The sequence below is a fragment of the Nonomuraea sp. NPDC049141 genome (assembly GCF_040648415.1).
In the GTDB taxonomy this organism is placed as follows: Bacteria; Actinomycetota; Actinomycetes; order Streptosporangiales; family Streptosporangiaceae; genus Nonomuraea.
The window spans coordinates 526,956-546,367 of record NZ_JBEZDR010000007.1; the positions used below are offsets into that span (position 1 = coordinate 526,956).

A 19,412-nucleotide genomic window follows, 5' to 3' on the forward strand; every position below is an offset into this window, starting at 1 on the left:
CCATCCCAGCGTACTGTCCCGCCAAGGGTGCCCGGCCATCTGCACAAGCGGGGCCCGCGTCTGGGAGGATTCAGGCCATGCGACTGTTCGGGCGCAAGGACGACGAAGAAGAGCCCACCGAGCCGAGCGACGGCATCGCGCCGTTCTGGGCGTGGTGGGAGGAGACCAGGCCGCGGCTCGACTCGCTGGTGGCCGCCGGTGAGGCCGAGGGGCTGTCGGAATGGATCGCCCCGGCCGTGGCCGCGGTGCATCCCGACCTGGTCTGGGAGGTGGCTCCCGGCCGGAACGCGGCGCACGCGCTGGTCGTGACCGCCGCCGGCGACCCCGAGCTGCGCTCACTGGCGCACCGCTGGGTCAAGGGCGCGCCGCCCGCCGACCTGCTGTGGGAGTTCCATCCGTCACGCCAGGTCAACCCCCAGGCGCTGGAGCTCACGCTCGACGTGGGCGGTTTCGAGTTCGCGCTGGACAAGCTGATGCTGGGGCTGCGGGTGCCGCCCAACTCACCGCGCGTGGACGTGGCCGCCTATCACCCGATCTTCGGCCAGCTCGACGAGGACACCCGGCTGGAGGCCACGCTGCTGGCCCTCGACTGGCTGCTCGGCGAGGACGACGTGGCGCGCTGGGTGGGCGAGATCACCCCGGCCACGTTCCAGCCGATCGACTCGGTCGCCGCCGTGCATCTGCCCGCCGTGGTGGCCGACCTGGCCTCCGGCTACGAAGAGGAGCAGTGGGCGCTGCTGGAGGGCCAGACGGCGGCGGGCGCGCCACTGATCGCCACCGCCCGCTATCCGCTGCGGCCGGTCGACTATCCGCTCTTCGACCAGCACATCGCGATCACGCTGCCGTACGCGCATCGCGACGAGAACGGGCTGCCCGTCGGCGAGTCGCTGGCGGCGCTGCGCGACTTCGAGGAGCGGCTGGCGGCCCGGCTGCTCAAGCTCCACGACGACGCGGTGCTGGCCGCGCACCTGAGCGCCGAGAGCCACCGGGTCATCCACATCTACGCCGACCCGACCGGCGACGCGGCGATCCACGCCAAGGAGCTGATCGTGAGCTGGGAGGAAGGCGAACCGCGGGTCGACGTGGCGACCGACCCCGCGTGGACCGCGGTGGTGGCCTTCATCAACTAGCCGCCGCTAGCTGAGTCCGGCGCGGCAGGCGCGTTCGACCGCCGCGGGCAGCACCTCGATCAGGCGGTCGACGTCGTCCTGGGTCGAGGTGTGGCCGAGCGAGAACCTGAGCGACCCCCTGGCCGCCGCCGCGTCGGCGCCCATCGCCAGCAGCACGTGGGAGGGCTGGGCCACCCCGGCCGAGCAGGCCGACCCGGTCGAACACTCCACGCCCTTGGCGTCGAGCAGCATGAGCAGGGCGTCGCCCTCGCAGCCGGGGAAGGAGAAGTGGGCGTTTCCCGGCAGGCGGTCCACCGGGTCGCCGTTGAGCACCACGTCGGGGACCGCCTGGCGTACGCGCTGGATGAGGTCGTCCCGCAGCTCGGTCAGGCGGCGGCTCAGCTCCTGCTGCTCCTTGACCGCGACGCGGATCGCGGCGGCGAAGCCGGCGATGGCGGGCCCGTCGAGCGTGCCGGAGCGCACGTCGCGCTCCTGGCCGCCGCCGTGCATGACCGAGACCGGCGTCTGCCCTCGGGCCAGCAGCAGCGCGCCGACGCCCAGCGGGCCGCCGACCTTGTGCCCGGTCACCGTCAGCGCGTCGGCGCCCGAGTCGGCGAACGACACCGGCAGCTGCCCGACCGCCTGCACGGCGTCGGTGTGGAACGGGATGCCGCTGTCGTGCGCGATGGCGGCCAGGATGCGCACGGGCTGGACCGTGCCCACCTCGTTGTTGGCCCACATGACGCTGATCATGGCGACGTCGTCGGGGTCGCGGGCGATGGCGGCGCGCAGCGTGTCGGGATGCACCCGGCCGAGCTCGTCGACCTCCAGCAGCTCGACCTGCGCGCCCTGGCTGTCGGCCAGCCAATGGGCCGGGTCGAGCGCCGCGTGGTGCTCGACCGAGCTGATCAGCAGTCGCTTCCGCGGCCGGCGCGCCCAGTAGAGGCCCTTGACGGCAAGGTTGTCGGCTTCGGTGCCGCCCGAGGTGAACACGACCTCGCTCGGTCTGGCGCCCAGCGTGTCGGCGATCGTCTCGCGGGATTCCTCGACCACCCTGCGCACTCGGCGGCCGGTCGCGTGCAGCGATGACGCGTTTCCGACCAGGCCGAGTTGCTCCGTCATGGCCTCGATCGCCTCGGGAAGCATGGGCGTGGTCGCCGCGTGATCAAGGTAGGCCGACGGTCTGCTCACCAGGAAAGCGTATCCCCTTTGCCACTGTACCGTCCGGACGGTACAGTAGAGGCATGAGAAGGGACGAGCTCTTGGATGCGGCAGAGGATCTCCTCTGCGACCAGGGCTCGACCGCGCTGACCCTGTCCGCGGTGGCCGATCGGGCCGGCGTGAGCAAGGGTGGCCTCCTTTACCACTTCTCCTCCAAGGAAGCCCTGATCAAGGGCATGGTCGAGCGGCTGATCGACGATTTCGACGAGTTGATGGCCGCCCAGACCGGCGCCACCTACACCGAGCGCTACCTGGCGGCGACGCTGGAGGCCGTGCGCTCCAACCGGCTGCGACGATGGGCCGTGGTCACCGGGGCCTCGGGCAACATGTTCCTCCTCGCGCCGATACGCGAGGCGATGGCCCGCTGGCACAGCGAGGGACTGGACGACGAGCCCGACCGGGTGGCGTCCCAGATCGTCCGGCTGGCCTGCGAGGGGCTCTGGGACGTGGCGAGCCACGATCCCGACCTCAACGCCGAGGGCGACCTGCGCGCCCTTGAGGCCCGCTGTCGCGCCCTTCTCAAACCCTAACCCCCCTTACCCCCTTACCTTCCTTCGCCGCCCGGGCTCGCGTCATGAGCTCCGGGCCGCGTCGCGTGCCAACTAATGAGTGATTTGCGAGGTATATCCCTATGATCCGCGACTTGAGGATCGCCCGTTATGGGGCGGTTCTTACTTTTGTTCTGGCCGGGCTGCTGGTGGGCACGATGACCGTGCGCATCCCGGCGTTGACCGACAAGCTCGGCCTGTCCGAGTCGGCGGTCGGCGTGCTCCTGCTCGCCTGGGGCGTGGGCGCCTTGATCACCATGCAGTCCATGCGCCGGATCATGGCCCGCGCGGGCAGCAAGACGATCCTGCGGATCGGCGGCCCGCTCACGGCGCTCGGCCTGGTGGGCGTGGCCTTCGCGCCGAACTTCCCGCTGCTGCTGGCCGCCTCCGTGTTCTTCGGCATGGCGTTCGGCATGGTGGACATCGCGATGAACGCGCAGGGCTCCACCGTGGAGCGGGCCTACGGGCGCCCGCTGCTGAACGGCATGCACGCCGGCTGGTGCGTGGGCGCGATCTCGGCGGGCGCCCTGGGCAGCCTGTCGATCGCCCTGGGCCTGTCGTTCACCGCCAACCTGGCGCTGGTCGGCCTGGTCTCGCTGCCGGTGACGGTCCTGCTGGGCCGCACCTACCTGCCCGAGGCCCCGGCCGCGCGGACCGCCACCAAGGCCGGACGCCGCCTGCCCCCGGTCGTCTACCTGCTCGGCGCCATCATGTTCTTCGCGTTCATGGTGGAGGGCACGGTCGCCGACTGGAACGGGTTGTTCATGCGTGACACCCTGGGCGCGCCGGAGGCGCTGGCCGCGCTCGGCTACCCCGTCTTCGAGGTGGGCATGCTGGTGGCCAGGCTCACCGGCGACCGGCTGGGGTCCAGGTTCGGGGTGCGCGGCATCATGACCGCCTCCGGCGTGGCCACCGCGGGGTTCTTCGCCGTCGTCCTGGTCGCGCCCGCGCCGCTGGTGGCGGTGGTGACGATGTTCTTCGTCGGCCTCGGCGTGGCCACGATCTCGCCGATGACGCTCTCGCTGGCCGGGACCGCCACCGACAACCCCGGCCCGGCGATCGCCCAGGCCGGTGCCATGGGCTACGCGGGACTGCTGCTCGGCCCCGTGGTGATCGGCTTCCTGACGGACGCCACGTCGCTGCGCGCCGCGCTCGGGATCGCCGTCGTGCTGGGTGTGGCGATCGCGGTGGCCGCCCGCTTCCTGCCACGTCAGGAGCCCATGTCGGTCACGGTCTGGCCGGCCGTCGAGGACGCGAGCAGGGAGCCCGAGCCGGCCCACGCCTGACCCCGTGACATTTGTCCTAGTTGGGTGGCTTACATTCTGCACTGCCCCGATCCGCCAGTCAGTGCGAGGCTGAGCCCATGGTCAAACCGATCGCCACCGCCTCGGTCCTCGTCGTGACCGCCGTGCCGAGTGTCCTCCAGTTCTTCCTCCCCGGCCTGGAGCCCGCGCTCATGCGGGACCCGGCGGCCATCGACGCCGGGGAATGGTGGCGGCTGGTGACCTCCCTCGTCGTTCAGGACGGCGGCGTGTTGGGCACGCTGTTCAACCTGGTGTTCCTGGCGGTGCTCGGCTACCTCGCCGAGCGCTCGCTCGGGCCAGCCCGCTGGCTCATCCTGTACGGCGCGGGCGCCGTGGCCGGACAGGCGGCCGGATACCTGTTCAACGATCCGGGAGCCGGGAACTCGATCGCCCTGTGCGGCCTGGCGGCGGGCCTGGCCATCGCCTGCGAGGGATCGCTGGAGCGCTCCGTGGGCGCCTTCTACGCGGTGATGCTGGGCGCGTCCGCCCTCGCGCCGTCCGACGGCACCTGGAGCTGGGTGGTGACGGCGGCGCTCGCCGCGGCCGGGTTCCAGCTGGTGGTCCACCGGGAGCGGCTGCCCCTGTGGATCTTCCCCGTCGTCCTCGTGGCCGTCGGCGTCATGCTCGCCGCCCTCGCCGACCTCCATGGCGTGGCCCTGCTGGGTGGCATGATCGCGGCCTGGGCTCTGACCGTAAAGTCCCGTTCGACCTCACGGCCTACATCGCTCGCGTAAAGAACGGGCCCGGCACCCCCTACGGGGAGCAGCAGTTTCACGCGCTCATGTCCGAGAACGGGGTGATCCCGTGGTCACTTGGCCAGGCCCGGGAGCTGGCGACGCGGATCCGGGAGGCGCTCGCCGGGGCGTGAGCTGGAAGTTCTCTGTGGATCTCGGCCGGGCCTCGCGGCAATCCGCTGCTCGGGGGCTCGGGCTCACAGAAACCTCACAGATCTCCTCAGAAGCCCTCCATCCCGGCGTACGACGCTGGCCGCATGATCCAGCTCAACGGACTGACGAAACGCTACGGCGAGGTGCTCGCCGTGGACGACCTCACCTTCACCGTACGACCGGGCCTGGTCACCGGCTTCCTCGGCCCGAACGGCGCGGGCAAATCCACCACGATGCGGATGATCATCGGCCTCGACCGGCCCACCTCGGGCTCGGTCACCGTCAACGGGCGGGCCTACCGCGACCTGCCCCAGCCACTGCGGGAGGTGGGGGCGCTGCTGGAGGCGCAGGCCGTGCACCCGCACCGCAGCGCCTACAACCACCTGCGCTACCTGGCGCAGACCAACGGGATCCACGACCGGCGCGTGGCCGAGGTGCTCGACCTGGTCGGGCTCACGGACGCGGCCGGGCGGCGGGCGGGGGTGTTCTCCCTGGGCATGAGCCAGCGGCTCGGCATCGCCGCCGCCCTGCTCGGCGACCCGCCGGTGCTGCTGTTCGACGAGCCGGTGAACGGGCTGGACCCCGAGGGCGTCCTGTGGATCCGCACGCTGATGCGCGGGCTGGCCGCCGAAGGGCGCACGGTGCTGGTCTCCAGCCACCTGATGGGCGAGATGGCGCTGACGGCCGACCGGCTGGTGGTCATCGGCAAGGGCAGGCTCATCGCCGACGCGGAGACCGCGACCTTCACTGACACCGGCGAGGGAGTGCTCGTCCGTACACCTGAGGGCGTCATGTTCACCCGGCTGCTGCTGCTGGCCGGAGCCCGGGTGCGGGCGGGCCTCGACGGCGAGCTGATCGTGACCGGCCTGACCGCGCCCGACATCGGGCGGCTGGCCGCCACCGAGGGCGTGCCCCTGTTCGAGCTCGCCCCGCGCCGCACCAGCCTGGAGGAGGCCTTCATGGAGCTCACCTGTGACAGCGTCGAGTACGGAGCGGCCCGATGACCGCCGCGGGCGTGCTGCGCGCCGAATGGACCAAGTTCGCCACCATCCGCTCGACGACGGTCCTCTCCGCGGCGATCGTCGCGATCTCGACCATGTTCGGCTGGCTGTTCGGCACCGCGAGCGCCAACCAGTACGCCGCCGCCTCGGCACAGGACCGGCTGGACTTCGACCCGATGTCCCCGGCCACGCGGGGCCTGTTCATCGTGCAGTTGCTGGTCGCGGGGCTGGGCGCGCTGGTGGCCTCGTCCGAGTACGGCTCGCGCACGATCCGGGCGAGCGCCGCGGCCGTGGGCCGGCGGCGCCTGCTGACCGCCAAGGCCGGGATGACCCTGCTGGCCGCACTGCCGGTGAGCGTGGCGGCCGTGTGGCTGATGGTCCTGACCTGCATGGCGACGCTTTCCGCTCGCGGGGCGCCGGCCATCTGGTTCGGCGACGCCGCCGTCGTCCGCGTCCTGACGCTCGGCCCGCTCGTGCTCACGCTGCTGGCGCTCTTCGGCCTGGCGCTCGGCTTCCTGATGCGGGCCACGGCCGCCGCGGTGAACGTCAGCACCGCCTTCCTGCTGCTCCCGATCTTCGCCGGGTCCTCTCCCGGCTGGCTGCGCGAGCTCCTCGGCATCTACTGGCCGAACGTGGCGGCCTTCTCGGCCGCCTCGGGTCAGGCGGACGCCGGTCTTCCCCCCTGGGCCGGGTTCGGGATCCTCATCGGGTTCACGGCGGTGATGCTGGGCGTCGCGTTCGTGAAGTTCGAGTCCCGCGATCTCTGAGCGCACGGCTCGTACGGACTCATAAGCTCAAAACGGTCAGGACAGGGAGGGCGTCAGTTGCGTGACGGCGAACGGCTGCTCGTAGTCGACGACGAACCCACCGTCAGGGAGCTGCTCTCGGCCACCCTGCGCTTCGCGGGCTTCACCGTGAGCTCGGCCGAGAGCGGCGTGCAGGCGCTGGAGTCGGCCGGACTCGACCCGCCCGATCTGGTCCTGCTCGATGTGATGCTGCCTGATCTCGATGGGTTCGAGGTCATCCGCCGGCTCAGGATGCTGCCCCGGGGCGAGGGCCGGCCGGGGCCGGTGCCGGTGCTGTTCCTGACGGCCCGCGACGCCACGGCCGACAAGATCAACGGGTTGCGCCTGGGCGGCGACGACTACGTGACCAAGCCGTTCGACCTGGAGGAGCTCCTGGCCCGCATCAGGGCCATACTCCGGCGCACCGGCGCGGCCCCCGGCGCCGGCACGCTGCGTGTGGCCGACCTCGAAGTCGATCCCGAGGGCCACCAGGTGACCAGGGCGGGCCAGGCCGTACGGCTGTCACCGACGGAGTTCAGGCTGCTGCTCCACCTGGTGCTCAACGCCGGGCGGGTGCTGTCCAAGGCGCAGATCCTCGAACACGTCTGGCGCTACGACTTCGCCGGGGACTCCAGCATCGTCGACACCTATGTCAGCTACCTGCGCCGCAAGGTGGACACCGGGGACACGAAGCTGATCCACACCGTCCACGGCGTCGGATACGTGCTGCGCAGGCCCAAACAGTGATCGGGCGCCTGTCCCTGCGGCTCAGGCTGCTGGCCATCACGGTGGCGCTGCTGGTCGCCGGGCTGGTGGTGATCAGTTCCGTGGTCGTGCAACAGCTGGAATCCCAGCTTCTGACCAGGATCGACGAGAAGCTGGCGCCCATGGGCGCCGCCCTGTCCGTGATCCCGCCCGAGCTGGCCGAACGGCTGCGACAGGGGTCGGCCGGCAACCCCGCGGCGCAGCTCGACCTCTTCGGGCAGGGTTACGCGGCCTACCTGTCCGCCGACGGCACGATCCTGCGGGAGCTGAGCACCGTACCCGGCCCCCGGCTGCCTCGGCTGGACTCCGCGGCCGTCGCCGCCCACGCGAAGCGGCCGTTCACCGTGAGTGGTGCCGATGGCGTGGATTGGCGGGCGGTCGCGCTGCCCAAGGCGAAACCGGACAGCTCCGGTCACGCCAGTGTGGTCGTGGCGGTCTCGCTCGACGCCATGGACGCGACGATCGGCCGGGTGCGGTTCGCCTGTCTCGTCGCGGGATCGGTGCTGCTGGCCGTACTGGCGCTCATCGGAAGTGTGGCGATCCGGGCGGGGCTCGCGCCGCTGCGGCGCGTGGAGGAGACCGCGGCGGCGATCGCCGGCGGTGACCTGACCAGGCGGGTGCCGTACCTGGCCATGCCGGGGACGGAAATCGGGCGGCTCGCGCACGCGCTGAACGGCATGCTCGCCCAGATCGAGCAGGGGTTCGCCGCCCGCGCGGAGTCCGAGGCCCGCATGCGCGGGTTCGTCGCCGATGTCAGTCACGAGCTGCGCACGCCGCTGTTCGGCATCAAGGGGTTCTCGGAGCTGTACCGGATGGGCGGCACGGACGCCGAGGCGGCGCTGGCCCGCATCGAGAGCGAGTCCGGGCGCCTGGCCCGGCTGGTGGACGACCTGCTGCTGCTCGCCTACCTCGATGAACCCGAGAGGCTCGATCTGACCCCCATGGACCTGCGTACGCTGGCCGCCGACGCGCGGCATGACTTCGCCGCGCTGGACCCGTCCAGGCCGGTCGCGTTCACCGGGCCCGGCGACGGACCCGCGGCGAGCGCTCCGGTGCTGGGCGACGAGGCCAGGCTACGGCAGGTGGTGAGCAACCTCGTCGGCAACGCCGTCACCCACACGCCCGCGGGCTCCCCGGTCAGGATCGGCGTCGGCACCGTGGGCAGACAGGCGGTGCTGGTCATCGAGGACGAGGGGCCGGGGCTCAGCGCCGAGGAGTCGGCCCGTGTCTTCGACCGCTTCTACCGCGCCGACGGCTCCAGGGCCAGGTCCACCGGTGGAGCGGGACTCGGCCTGGCCATCGTGCGCTCCATCGTCGCCGCCCACGGGGGTCGCGTGGAGGTCCGCTCCGCGCCGGGGCGGGGAGCGGCCTTCCACGTCCTGCTCCCCGCCATCGACCCGTGAACCTACTTGCGCTTGGTGACCTCTTCGGTGAGCTGTGGCACGACCTGGTGCAGGTCGCCCACGACGCCGTAGTCGGCGAGCTCGAAGATCGGCGCCTCCGGGTCCTTGTTGATCGCGACGATGGTCTTCGCGGTCTGCATCCCGGCCCGGTGCTGGATCGCACCGGAGATGCCGGCCGCGATGTAGAGCTGCGGCGACACCGTCTTGCCCGTCTGGCCCACCTGGAACTGGTGCGGGTACCAGCCGGCGTCCGTGGCGGCGCGCGAGGCGCCCACGGCCGCGCCCAGGGCGTCGGCCAGGCCCTCGATGACCGAGAAGTTCTCGGCCGAGCCGACACCACGGCCACCGGAGACCACGATCGCGGCCTCGGTCAGCTCGGGGCGCGCGCCCTTCTCCTGCTTCACCCGGTCGAGGACGCGGGCGGCCCTGGCGGACTCGGTCAGCGTGATCGACACCTGCTCCTCGGTGCCCGTCCCCGCGGCGGCCTCGGGGGCCGTCGAGTTCGGGCGGACGGCGATGATCGGCGTGCCCTTGCTCACCTTCGAGCGGACGTTGACGCCGCCGCCGAAGATGGACTGGTCGGCCACGAAGCCCTCGCCCAGGCCCACGGCGTCGGTGATGACGCCCGAGCCGGTCTTGACCGCGAGGCGGCCGGCGACCTCCTTGCCCTCGGTCGTGGCGGCCACCAGCACCGCGGCGGGCGACTTGTCCGCCACCAGGTGGGCGAGCAGCTCGGCCTTGGGCGCGACGACATAGTCCACGATCTCGTCGGCACCGGCGACGTAGATCTTGTCAGCACCGTATTCGGCGAGCCTGGCCTTGGCGCCGTCGGTGATGCCGGGGCCGGCCCAGACGGCGGCCGGCGTGCCGAGCGAGCGGGCCAGAGTCAGCAGTTCGAGCGTGACCTTCTTGACCTCTCCGTCGACGTGCTCGACGAGAACGAGAATCTCCGACATATCAGCTGTTCTCTCCCGGGCTCAGATGAACTTCTTGGACGCGAGGAAGTCGGCGGCCTTGGAGCCCCCGTCGCCCTCGTCCTTGACGATCGTGCCGGCCGCGCGCGGCGGGGCCGCGGCGAAGTCGACGACCTCGGACCAGGCCGCACCCAGGCCGACCTGGTCGGCCGCGATCTCCGCGTCGGCGATGGCCAGCGTCTCGACCGGCTTCTTCTTGGCCGCCATGATGCCCTTGAAGGAGGGGTAGCGCGGGTCGTTGATCTTCTCCACCACGGACACGACGGCGGGCAGCTCGGCCGCGACCTTGTCGAACCCGTAGTCGGTGATCCGCTCGATCACGATCTGCGAGCCCTCGACCTCGACCTTCTTGGCCAGCGTGAGCTGCGGCGCGTCCAGGCGCTCGGCCAGCATCGCGGCCAGCACGCCCGTACGCGCGTCGGTCGACTCCGAGCCCAGGATGACCAGGTCGAACCCGATCTTCTTGAGCACCTGCGCCATCGCGTAGGAGGTCGACAGGGCGTCGGAGCCGTGCAGCGCGTCGTCCGTCAGGTGGACGGCCTTGTCGGCGCCCATGGCCAGGGCCTTGCGGATGGTCTCGGTGGCCCGGCTCGGCCCCATGGTGAGAACGGTCACCTCACCGCCGTGGGCTTCCTTGAGCTTCAGGGCCTCCTCGACCGCATACTCGTCAAGCTCGTTCACCACGCCGTCGACGGCGTCACGGTCGAGCGTCTTGTCATCGGACCGGAGCTTGCGCTCGGTCGCCGTGTCGGGGACCTGCTTCACGCAGACGACGATGTTCATGGCCGGTGGACGACCTCCCGTGTTCGCGTACGCCGTCGCTCGGTGCGACTGGCGCCTGATGCATGCTGACAGACTGCCAGGTGCCCTATGAGGGCGGTGACAGGGGGTGGACTCCCTCTGCCTTGCCGCCATGTTACCCATGAGTAGCTTAGCTGCAAGCGCGAGGCTTGCGACAAAGCATCCACCACCCTACCGAACTTTATTCCGTTACCTGAGTTCAGGCCGACAGCAGGAAGACGATCCCGACCACCAGCGCCGTCCCGGCGAACAGCGCGAGCGTGAACGTACTGAAGAACGTGCTCAGCCCCAGGCAGAGCCCCGCGGCCCCGAGCATCGCCGCGAAATCGTAAATGATCCGGCTCGTCCTGAAGAGGCCGCGCGATAACAGCGCCACCCCCGCGTCGACCACGGCCACCAGCGCGTACGCGGCCAGCAGGAACAGCGCCACCTCCGGCAGCGGCTCCCGCGCGGCGGCGGCCAGCAGCGCCACGAACAGCCCGGAGCCGATCAGCCAGCGCCTGCGTACCGTCTCCCGGTGCCGGGCCCTGGACTCCTCGACCGGTGGACGGAGCCGCTCCTGGCCCGGCCGCCATTCGCGGGTCTCCAGGTCCTTCGTGTCGCCCTGCCGGGAGCGCAGGGCGGTAGCCGCGGGCGGGCGGGCGTGGTGGGCGCGAGGGATCTCGACGCCCAGCCGGGCGCAGATCTGCGCGGCCGTCGGCCGCGCGGCCGGGTCGATGGCCAGGCACTCGTGCAGCAGCGGGGCCAGCCAGTCCGGCGCCCCCTCCAGGTCGGCGTCGTGGTGCACGACGCGGTAGGCGACCGCCGACGCCGGCCCCTGCCCGTACGGCTGGCGTCCCGTGGCCGCGTAGGCCAGCGTGGCCCCGAAGGAGAACACGTCGGCCGCCATCCCCGACTCCTTGCCCTCCAGCACCTCGGGCGCCAGATAGCCGGGCGTGCCCACCACGGCTCCCGAGGCCGTCACCGAGAGCGAGTCGAGCGCGCTGGCGATGCCGAAGTCGATGACGACCGGCTCGCCCTCGGCCATCATCACGTTGGCCGGCTTCAGATCCCGGTGCACGACCCCCGCCTCGTGCATGGCCAGCAGCGCGTCGGCCAGCCCGGAGGCCAGCAGCCGCAGCTCGGCCACCGGCGTGGGGACCGCGCTGAGCGGCCTGCCCTGGACGTAGCGGGTCACCAGATAGGGCTCGGCCACGTCGAGAGAGGCGTCGAGCACCTCGGCCACGTGCGGCCCGCCCACCAGCCGCATGGTCTCCACCTCGCGGGCCAGCCGGGCCAGCGCGCCGCTGTCGGCCGTCACGTGCGGGTGCAGAACCTTGACCGCGACCGTACGGCCCTCGGGGTCGAGTGCCAGGTGCACCACGCCGAACCCGCCCGCTCCGAGCCGGGAGAGTAACTGATACGGGCCCAGCTTCTGGCTCATACCCCTGTTCTCCCCCCGGAGCGGGCCAAGACACTTACGACCAGGGTGACAGGAATCCCATTCCCATGCCGTTGAGCAGACTGTCGATCAGGCCGGTGATCAACCCCATCGTGCTGTGCCGCGCCTGGCTGGTCAGCTCGTCGATCACCGTCTCCGGAGCCCGCCAGGGCACCCACGACGGGTTCTGGCCCATCGCGAACATCACCGCGAGCAGCGCGGCCGTACCGACGACCAGGGCGGCGACCAGGGCCGCGCCGGGAGTGCGCAGAATGCCGGTGAGCGAGCGCGTGACCGCCTTGCGCGGCGCGCCGCCGCCCGGCAGCACGAACAGCCCGGCCGAGAAGGCGCCCGCGCCGTACGCGGCGGCGTCGTTGACGCTCATCCCACCGCCCCAGCGCAGCACGCCCCAGACGCAGACACCGAACATCAGCGCCAGCGGCACGTGGACCAGCGTCACGAGCGCGGCCTTGACCAGCGCCCACGGTGTGCCGACCAGGACGAGCAGCGGGTCGGCCGCACTGCTCCCGCGCACCTGCCGGCGCTTGACCATGTCGCCGAAGAGGTATTCGCCGACCCGCAGCACCAGCGCCAGCGCGACGGCCACCGCGCTCACCGCGACGGGCAGCATGACCGCCAGCGCGGTCAGCGTGACCAGCAGTAGCAGGCCGACGAACTGGCTGCCGACCAGATAGCGCTTGCGCTCGGCCGGCGGCGCGGGCGAGTAAGGGGGCGGCTGCTGGGGTGGCCGCGCCCGCTGACTCGCCTCGGTGGGCTGGTAGGCGGGCGGATGGGTGGGCGGCGCCGGATAGCCGGCGACCCGCTGGTCGACGCGCGGGGCCGGGTGCCTGTCCGGCATCGGCGCCGGGACGTAGGGCGGCGGCTTCTCCTCGCGCGGCGGCGCGGGCGGGCTGCCGTACGTGACCGGCGGCAGCACGTCGGCGTAGTTGTCCATGACCCGCGTCCGGTTGCCCATCCGCTTGGTGCCGGTCGGCCCGTCGGACGGCGTCTCGTGGAAGGAGGTCACCGTCGGGTCCAGCGACCTGGCCATCCGCAGGAGTTCCTGGGCGCTGGGCCGGGCGCCGGGCTCGACGCGCAGTGCGCGGCTCAGCCAGCCGCGCAGCCAGGCGGGCGCCTTGTCGATCTGCGCGCGCCCTTCCATGATGTTGAAGCAGACCGCCTCGAAGGTGCCCGTGCCGAACGGCGGCGCGCCCGTCGCGGCGAAGAACACCGTGGAGGCCAGCGCGTGCACGTCGGCCGCCTGGGTGATCTCCGAGTCGCGGATGATCTCGGGCGCCAGGTAGCCGGGCGTGCCGACGAACATCCCCGTCTGGGTCAGCCTGGTGGCGTTGACCAGGTGCGCGATGCCGAAGTCGATGACCAGCGGCTCGCCGTTGACCAGCATGACGTTGGACGGCTTGAAGTCGCGGTGGATCACCTCGGCCGCGTGGATGGCCACCAGCGCCTGGCACAGGCCCTGGGTCAGCCTGATGATCTGCCGCGCCTCCAGCGCGCCCTCCGCCAGCACGGTCTCCTCGAGCGTGCGGCCGGGCGCGAAGCGGGTCACGACGTACGGCTGGCCGCCGACGAGCTCGGCGTCGACCACTTCGGCCACGTACGGGCTGCGTACCCGGCGCATGGTCTCGACCTCGCGCGTCAGCCGGTCACGAGCCTTCAGGTCGGCCGCCACGTGCGGGTGCAGCACCTTGATGGCCACCTCGCGGCCCTCGGAGTCGAGGCCCAGGTGGACCACACCCATGCCGCCCTCGCCGATCTTCCTGACCAGCCGGTAGGGGCCAAGACGTTCCGGTGCCTGGGTGCTCATCGCCACCGTCCCAGCATCATCCCCCGGGGTTCCCCTTCAGTCCGTTGAGCTGGGTCACCACAGGTCCGACGTTCAGCGGAGCCCATACGGCCCTCCTCGCGTTGTCGAACGTGCCGTAGGCGAGGATCAGGGAGAGCGCGGCCCCCGCCGCAAGAACTCCCACCATCACCATCGCCGCTGTTCTCGAGGGTACGAGCGATGAGAGGGTTCTGCGCATCTGCCTTCCAGGTCCCTCTACTCCCGGGCCCGAGCAGACGGTCCACAGGGCGATCGCCGCTCCCCAGGCCAGCGCGTTGTAAGGGTTCATCTTGACGACCACGGCGAGCAGCAACGTCACCGGGAGTCCCAGGATAAGCGCGTAGAAGGTCAGCGCGAAGGTGATGCCCACCGACTTGACCAGCGCTTTGGGGAAGGCGAACACCCGCACCACGTCGAGCGCCGCCGATCCGGTGGACCTGCGCGCGGTGAGCTCCGGCTGGGCCAGGTCGGCCGCGCGCAGCAGCACCACGACCGGGATCGCCACCAGGGCCACCAGCACGGGCGCCAGCACGGCCGCCACGATCATCAGGATCAGCAGCATCGCGCTGGCCAGGCCATAGGCCCTGGACCGCTGGAGCGCCTGCCCCGGGCGGGCGCCCGGGATGAACGGCTCGCGCTTGGTCCGCAGGTCGGGCTGCTGGTAGGAGTCGCGCGGGCCCTGCTGGTCCGGCGGGAGGTACGGGTCGCGCTTCGCCTGGGGATCGGGCGGGAACTGGCCCTGGACCGGGATGTAGGGCGGCGGCTGGACCGGGTTGCCCCTGCCGTAGTCGGGCGCGTCGGGGCGCACCCGGCGGGTGGGGATGTCGGGCGGGTCCGTCGGGCGTACGCGCCGGGTCGGCACGTCGGCCTCGGCCGGCGGCGTGTGGCTGTTGTGCTGGGCGGAGACCTGCCACGGCTGCGGGGTGGCCTCGCGCTGCATCTTGCGCAGCTCCTCAGGAGTCACCCTGCGGGTCGGCCACGGGTCGCCCTGCTGCTCGGGGAGCAGCGAGACGTACTGCTGGTCCGGCGGCGGCTGCTGGGGCGGCTGGCCCTGGGGCGGACGGTTCTGGCCGGGCCCCTGCTGTGGCTGTCCCGGTTGCTGGCGCAGCTGGCCGTCGACGAGCTTCCGCGGCGTCATAGGCGGCGTCGAGACGTCGTACGACGGCTTGTCGGCCAGCGGCTGCGGCGTCGGCAGCTCGATCGACGGGCTGGAGCGGTCGGACCGCGGCACGGTCGAGATCTCGTCGGCCACACCGCTCGGCGGCCTGGGCAGCATCCGTGCGGTCTGCTCGGCCAGCTCTGCGGCCTTGGGCCGCTTGGCGGGGTTGCGCTGGAAGGCGGCCTTGAGCAGCGGCTGCAGCTCGGCCGGGGCCGCGCTCACGTCGGCCTTGCCCGCGGTGATGTTGTAGAAGATCATCTCCAGCGTGCCCTTGCCGAAGGGCGGCTGCCCGGTGCCCGCGTACAGCAGCGTGCCCGCCCAGGCGTGGACGTCGACCTCGGGGCCGGCCTCCTGCCCCTCGATGATCTCGGGGGCGAGGTATCCGGGCGTGCCGATGAACATCCCCGTCTGCGTCAGCCGGGTCGCGTCGACCGCCTGGGCGATGCCGAAGTCGATGAGGACCGGCTCGCCGTCGATGATCAGCACGTTGCCCGGCTTGAGGTCGCGGTGGATCACCCCGACCGCGTGCACGGCGGCCAGCGCGGTGGCGACCCCGTGCGCGATCCTGACCAGCGCGGGCAGATCGAGCGGGCCGTCGTCCTTGACGATCTCGTCGAGCGGTCGTCCGGGGACGTAACGCGTGACGATATACGGCCGATGACCGGTCACATCGGCGTCGAGCACCTCGGCGATGTACTTGCTGCGCGCCCGGCGCATGGTCTCGACCTCGCGCGAGAGCCGCCGCCTGGCGACCTCGTCGCCGGCGACTTCGGCGCGTAGGACCTTGACCGCCACCTGTCTCCCCTGTGGGTCGACAGCGAGGTGGACAACGCCCATTCCGCCTTCACCGAGCCGCCTGAGCAGCCGGTAAGGGCCGAGTCGGTCATCGTTCATGGCATGAAGCACCATACCGGCTTAATCCCCGCCCACGAGATGAACCATGAGGCCACATTCCCACTCGTACAACGTTCCGATGGGGCCCATCGGTTTCCAGTTCAACGGTCTCGAATTGGCGTCAGTTCGCCAGAGGGAGGACCTCTGCACCCTTAAGTCCGGCAAGTGTGGATCCGGCGATGGCCAACTTGGACCGCCGCACCCCGCTTCCGATCACCACTCTGTGGTGCTCCGCCACCTTCGTGTCCACCAGGATCGGCCAGTCGGCGGGCAGGCCCAGCGGGGTGATGCCGCCGTACTCCATCCCGGTGAGCTCGACCGCCTCCGCCATCGGGGCGAAGCTCGCCTTGCGCGCGTCGAGATGCCTGCGCACGACGCCGTTCACGTCGACCCGCATCGTCGCGAGCACCATGCACGCCGCGTAACGCGTCTCGCCGCCGCGCTTGGCCGCGACGACCACGCAGTTGGCCGACTCGTCGAGTGTCACGCCGTAGCGCTCGCAGAACGCCGCCGTATCGGCCAGCTCGGGGTCGATCTCGGCCACGTCGACGCCGCCGAGTCCCTGCACGGCACGTGCCACCGGCTCGGCCAGCAGGTCGATCCGGTCGGTCGCGGGCACCCAGTCCAACGTCATCCCATCTCCTCGATCGCTTTCTCTGAGGACCTTACGCCGGTCCCCGGAGTCGCGTGCGACGTCACGGTGACTGCAATACCCGTTGGTGCAGCTGGGTGACGGCGCCGCGGGCCGACTCCATGGCGCCCGCCTGCCACGCGATCAGGTAGGTGAGCCAGTCACCCGCGAAGTAGACCCTTCCGCTGGGGCGTTGCAGAAGAGTGAACGACGAATCAATGGCGGGCCAGCGCACCCAGCCGCCCTGGATGTGCTCCTGACGGTCCCAGGCGATGGAGACGCTGGAGAGCAGGTCCTTGCCGTACTTGTCGCCGTGGATCTTCCTGCCCTGGGTGAGGGCGCGGCGCCTGCGGTCCTCCGGGGTGAGCGCGCCGTAGAGCTCGGCGTTCCGCTCGGTGTTGTAGTAGCCGACGAGCACGCCGCGCTCGGAGTGGAAGCCGGCCGACGGGTACCAGATGTGGGTGATGTCCAGGTCCGTCTCGGTCACGCCGCCGTAGATGCGGTCCTCCAGCTCCCACCAGCGCCGGCCGTACTCCAGCCCGATCTTGCCGCTCGCGACCGGGATGGGCGTCTTGAGGGCGGCAGTGACGGGGGCGCCGAGGTTGTGCGGGATCTTCGCGAGCAGGTGGGGCGGGAGGGTGGCGATGCAGTAGTCGGCCTTGAGCGAGCCGCCGTCCCAGGTGACCTCGACGCCGTCGGCCAGGTTGGTGATCTTGTTGACCTTGACGCCGGTCCTGATCCGGTCCTCGCCGACCGCCGCCGTGAGCTTGGTGACGATCGCGTCCATGCCGCCGACCGGCTGCAACATGGGGGTGGACTGCTCGTAGCCGAAGTCGTTGGTGATCGAACGGCCGGTGCCGGCGGCGAGGACGGCGTGCAGGGTGCCGGGAGCCGGGATGGGGGTGCCACCGTCCAGCGCCGGATATTTGACGAAACCGCGGCGGTCGGAGCCTTCGTAGCCGAGCTTGGGACCCAGGTCGCCGAACCTGCGGAGGAACTCCAGCAGGCGTTCCTGGTCGTCCCTGCTGACCTGCTTGTCGAGCGCGCCGACATTTGTCGCTTTAGCCAGAAGCTCAGCGACATATCCGTACATATCAGCACGCGCGGCTCTTGCCCGGATCGTCTGGCCGTTCGTGTGGACGAGGGCCTGTCCGTTGTTGTTGATGAACGTCTCGATCGGGATGCCCAGCTCGCGGCAGTAGTCGAGCGTGACCATCCACGGCGCGATCCGCCCCGGGCCCGCGTTGAAGTAGACGCCCTCGCCGAACTTCACGTCCTGGGCGGGGCCGTTCAGCTCGGCCAGCCGATCGCCGCCGCGCAGCGTGAGGTTCCGGCCGCCGGCCCGGTCCCTGGCCTCCAGCAGTGTGCAGTCGTAACCGGCCTTGCCCAGCTCGTACGCGGCGGTCAACCCCGCGACGCCGGCCCCGATGATCACCACCTTGGCCGCCGCCTTGCCGCGCAGCGAGAAGTCACCCTGCCGGGGAGAGGCGAAGTCCTTGTCCTGCCCGGACGGCGCCAGACCCAGCGCGCCCATGGCGGCGTACATCGCTCCCGCGCCACCCACCGCCCCGATGCCGACGAGCAAGCTCCGCCGGGTCAGCGCCGCGCCCTCCATGCCCCTGCTCCCCACTGTGCGGGCCTACCGTCCGCGAGCTCACCTTTGCGCGCCCGCCCTTGCGGGCCCGCTGTCGCGCACCCTTTTCCGCTTTTCGCGGCCCATCTTCGCGGGTCCGACGGCCGCGCGTCTCGTCTATCGAACGGCGCCGTCGTACGACCTCACTCGCCTTGCGAGCGCTCAGCCGTACGGACCGCTGCCACAGGCGACCTGGCCACCGATCGTGGCGAAGATACCGAACAACGCCATGATCTGTGCGAAGTCATCGGTGGTGAACTCGGTGTGCCGCGCCCCGACCGACTTCACGCCGGGCACGAGCCCCACAGCGGCCGCGATGGCAGTGGAGTTCCACTCCACGCCCAGCGTGTACGGCGCCGCCACCCGGTAAGGCGTGAAGTCGCTCAACCGCCCCAACGCCCTTGCCGTCGCCTCACGGATCCGCGCCTGGGCGACGCTTGGCGGCAGCAGTTCGGCCGAGAACTTGTCGATCCCCTTCTTGACCGCCACCGTCTCCACATCGCCGAGCAACTCGCGCGCCTCTTCACCGACGGCCTCGTCCCCGGTCACCACCACGACCGGAACACCATGAGCCCCGGCGCACGCCGCCACCAGCCGCGTCTCGCCGCACACCTCGCCGTTGAGGTAGACGTTCTGGATCTCCTTGCCCATCCAGGTGTGGTTGAGCACGCCGTGGGGCACCCCCGCGCGAGCGTGGTAGCCCACGAAACAGGCGGCCTGGAACGACCCGTCGACCCCCTGCGCCATCCGCTGCGCCTTACCCGGTCCGCGGATGAGGGTGGCACGCGGGTCCAGCAGGTCGATCCGCAGATTCTTGGTGGACCCGTGCGCGTCGTTCACCAGCACCGTGGTCGCCCCCGCCTCGAACGCCCCCTCGACGGCGGCATTGGCGTCGGCGGTCATGAGCTCGCATCCCCGCTCGTAACCACGCTTACCGGCGTGCATCTCCTCGGGGTCGGTGAGCCCGGTCACGCCCTCCATGTCGACCGACAGATACACCTTCACAGCCCTACTCCTCACCTGTCCCAGCAAGC

17 protein-coding genes are annotated in these 19,412 nt (G+C 71.0%); 8 read left to right on the forward strand and 9 right to left on the reverse strand.

The window, feature by feature from the left end; translation table 11 throughout:
- The first annotated feature begins 77 nt into the window (after window positions 1–77).
- A complete protein-coding gene (locus AB0B91_RS24065) occupies window positions 78–1,130 on the forward strand; it encodes a DUF695 domain-containing protein (RefSeq protein WP_358323393.1) in 1,053 nt (350 codons plus the stop codon).
- Window positions 1,131–1,136: 6 nt separating this feature from the next.
- Here AB0B91_RS24065 and AB0B91_RS24070 read toward each other — a convergent pair whose 3' ends face one another.
- Window positions 1,137–2,300, reverse strand: coding sequence for a cysteine desulfurase family protein (locus AB0B91_RS24070; RefSeq protein WP_358323396.1), 1,164 nt, complete (start codon window positions 2,298–2,300; stop codon window positions 1,137–1,139).
- A gap of 53 nt (window positions 2,301–2,353) precedes the next feature.
- Here AB0B91_RS24070 and AB0B91_RS24075 point away from each other — a divergent pair, with 53 nt between their 5' ends.
- The 7 genes from AB0B91_RS24075 to AB0B91_RS24105 all read left to right on the forward strand — a co-directional run bounded on the left by AB0B91_RS24075 (window position 2,354) and on the right by AB0B91_RS24105 (window position 9,023).
- Window positions 2,354–2,860, forward strand: coding sequence for a TetR/AcrR family transcriptional regulator (locus AB0B91_RS24075; RefSeq protein WP_358323399.1), 507 nt, complete (start codon window positions 2,354–2,356; stop codon window positions 2,858–2,860).
- A gap of 101 nt (window positions 2,861–2,961) precedes the next feature.
- Complete coding sequence (locus AB0B91_RS24080) at window positions 2,962–4,164, forward strand: MFS transporter (RefSeq protein ID WP_358323402.1); 1,203 nt, start codon at window positions 2,962–2,964, stop codon at window positions 4,162–4,164.
- Between the two features lie 77 nt (window positions 4,165–4,241).
- Window positions 4,242–4,916, forward strand: a complete 675-nt coding sequence (locus AB0B91_RS24085) for a rhomboid family intramembrane serine protease (protein WP_358323405.1) — start codon at window positions 4,242–4,244, stop codon at window positions 4,914–4,916.
- A 257-nt stretch (window positions 4,917–5,173) separates the two neighbouring features.
- Window positions 5,174–6,073 (forward strand): ABC transporter ATP-binding protein, encoded by a 900-nt coding sequence (locus AB0B91_RS24090; protein ID WP_358323408.1) that lies wholly within the window; start codon window positions 5,174–5,176, stop codon window positions 6,071–6,073.
- Entirely contained in the window at window positions 6,070–6,837 is a 768-nt protein-coding gene (locus AB0B91_RS24095) for a hypothetical protein (protein ID WP_358323410.1), read from the forward strand. Before AB0B91_RS24090 ends, AB0B91_RS24095 begins: the two co-directional genes overlap by 4 nt.
- Before the next feature lie 57 nt (window positions 6,838–6,894).
- A complete protein-coding gene (locus AB0B91_RS24100) occupies window positions 6,895–7,602 on the forward strand; it encodes a response regulator transcription factor (protein ID WP_358323413.1) in 708 nt (235 codons plus the stop codon).
- Window positions 7,599–9,023 (forward strand): HAMP domain-containing sensor histidine kinase, encoded by a 1,425-nt coding sequence (locus tag AB0B91_RS24105; RefSeq protein WP_358323416.1) that lies wholly within the window; start codon window positions 7,599–7,601, stop codon window positions 9,021–9,023. The genes AB0B91_RS24100 and AB0B91_RS24105 overlap by 4 nt, the downstream gene beginning before the upstream one ends.
- A 2-nt stretch (window positions 9,024–9,025) precedes the next feature.
- On the opposite strand, the gene AB0B91_RS24110 is transcribed toward AB0B91_RS24105, so the two are convergent.
- The 8 genes from AB0B91_RS24110 to AB0B91_RS24145 form a co-directional block, all read right to left on the reverse strand.
- Window positions 9,026–9,979, reverse strand: coding sequence for an electron transfer flavoprotein subunit alpha/FixB family protein (locus tag AB0B91_RS24110; RefSeq protein WP_358323419.1), 954 nt, complete (start codon window positions 9,977–9,979; stop codon window positions 9,026–9,028).
- 21 nt (window positions 9,980–10,000) lie between these two features.
- On the reverse strand, window positions 10,001–10,780 hold the full coding sequence (locus AB0B91_RS24115) for an electron transfer flavoprotein subunit beta/FixA family protein (protein WP_219531516.1): 780 nt from the start codon (window positions 10,778–10,780) through the stop codon (window positions 10,001–10,003).
- Window positions 10,781–10,997: 217 nt separating this feature from the next.
- Entirely contained in the window at window positions 10,998–12,221 is a 1,224-nt protein-coding gene (locus tag AB0B91_RS24120; protein WP_358323422.1) for a serine/threonine-protein kinase, read from the reverse strand.
- Between the two features lie 34 nt (window positions 12,222–12,255).
- On the reverse strand, window positions 12,256–14,043 hold the full coding sequence (locus AB0B91_RS24125; protein WP_358323425.1) for a serine/threonine-protein kinase: 1,788 nt from the start codon (window positions 14,041–14,043) through the stop codon (window positions 12,256–12,258).
- Window positions 14,044–14,059: 16 nt separating this feature from the next.
- Window positions 14,060–16,114 carry a protein kinase gene (locus AB0B91_RS24130; protein ID WP_358323428.1) on the reverse strand — a complete coding sequence of 685 codons (2,055 nt, stop codon included), beginning with the start codon at window positions 16,112–16,114 and terminating at the stop codon, window positions 14,060–14,062.
- Window positions 16,115–16,235: 121 nt separating this feature from the next.
- Window positions 16,236–16,748, reverse strand: coding sequence for a YbaK/EbsC family protein (locus tag AB0B91_RS24135; protein WP_358323431.1), 513 nt, complete (start codon window positions 16,746–16,748; stop codon window positions 16,236–16,238).
- A 61-nt stretch (window positions 16,749–16,809) separates the two neighbouring features.
- Window positions 16,810–18,360, reverse strand: coding sequence for a flavin monoamine oxidase family protein (locus tag AB0B91_RS24140; RefSeq protein ID WP_358323434.1), 1,551 nt, complete (start codon window positions 18,358–18,360; stop codon window positions 16,810–16,812).
- 180 nt (window positions 18,361–18,540) lie between these two features.
- On the reverse strand, window positions 18,541–19,383 hold the full coding sequence (locus tag AB0B91_RS24145) for a M55 family metallopeptidase (RefSeq protein ID WP_358323437.1): 843 nt from the start codon (window positions 19,381–19,383) through the stop codon (window positions 18,541–18,543).
- Window positions 19,384–19,412: the final 29 nt, after the last annotated feature.

Coding starts and splice junctions, on each gene's coding strand:
- AB0B91_RS24065 (WP_358323393.1), top strand. CDS start 78: ATGCGACTGTTCGGGCGCAAGGACGACGAAGAAGAGCCCACCGAGCCG.
- AB0B91_RS24075 (WP_358323399.1), top strand. CDS start 2,354: ATGAGAAGGGACGAGCTCTTGGATGCGGCAGAGGATCTCCTCTGCGAC.
- AB0B91_RS24080 (WP_358323402.1), top strand. CDS start 2,962: ATGATCCGCGACTTGAGGATCGCCCGTTATGGGGCGGTTCTTACTTTT.
- AB0B91_RS24085 (WP_358323405.1), top strand. CDS start 4,242: ATGGTCAAACCGATCGCCACCGCCTCGGTCCTCGTCGTGACCGCCGTG.
- AB0B91_RS24090 (WP_358323408.1), top strand. CDS start 5,174: ATGATCCAGCTCAACGGACTGACGAAACGCTACGGCGAGGTGCTCGCC.
- AB0B91_RS24095 (WP_358323410.1), top strand. CDS start 6,070: ATGACCGCCGCGGGCGTGCTGCGCGCCGAATGGACCAAGTTCGCCACC.
- AB0B91_RS24110 (WP_358323419.1), bottom strand. CDS start 9,979: ATGTCGGAGATTCTCGTTCTCGTCGAGCACGTCGACGGAGAGGTCAAG.
- AB0B91_RS24115 (WP_219531516.1), bottom strand. CDS start 10,780: ATGAACATCGTCGTCTGCGTGAAGCAGGTCCCCGACACGGCGACCGAG.
- AB0B91_RS24120 (WP_358323422.1), bottom strand. CDS start 12,221: ATGAGCCAGAAGCTGGGCCCGTATCAGTTACTCTCCCGGCTCGGAGCG.
- AB0B91_RS24125 (WP_358323425.1), bottom strand. CDS start 14,043: ATGAGCACCCAGGCACCGGAACGTCTTGGCCCCTACCGGCTGGTCAGG.
- AB0B91_RS24130 (WP_358323428.1), bottom strand. CDS start 16,114: ATGAACGATGACCGACTCGGCCCTTACCGGCTGCTCAGGCGGCTCGGT.
- AB0B91_RS24135 (WP_358323431.1), bottom strand. CDS start 16,748: ATGACGTTGGACTGGGTGCCCGCGACCGACCGGATCGACCTGCTGGCC.
- AB0B91_RS24140 (WP_358323434.1), bottom strand. CDS start 18,360: ATGGAGGGCGCGGCGCTGACCCGGCGGAGCTTGCTCGTCGGCATCGGG.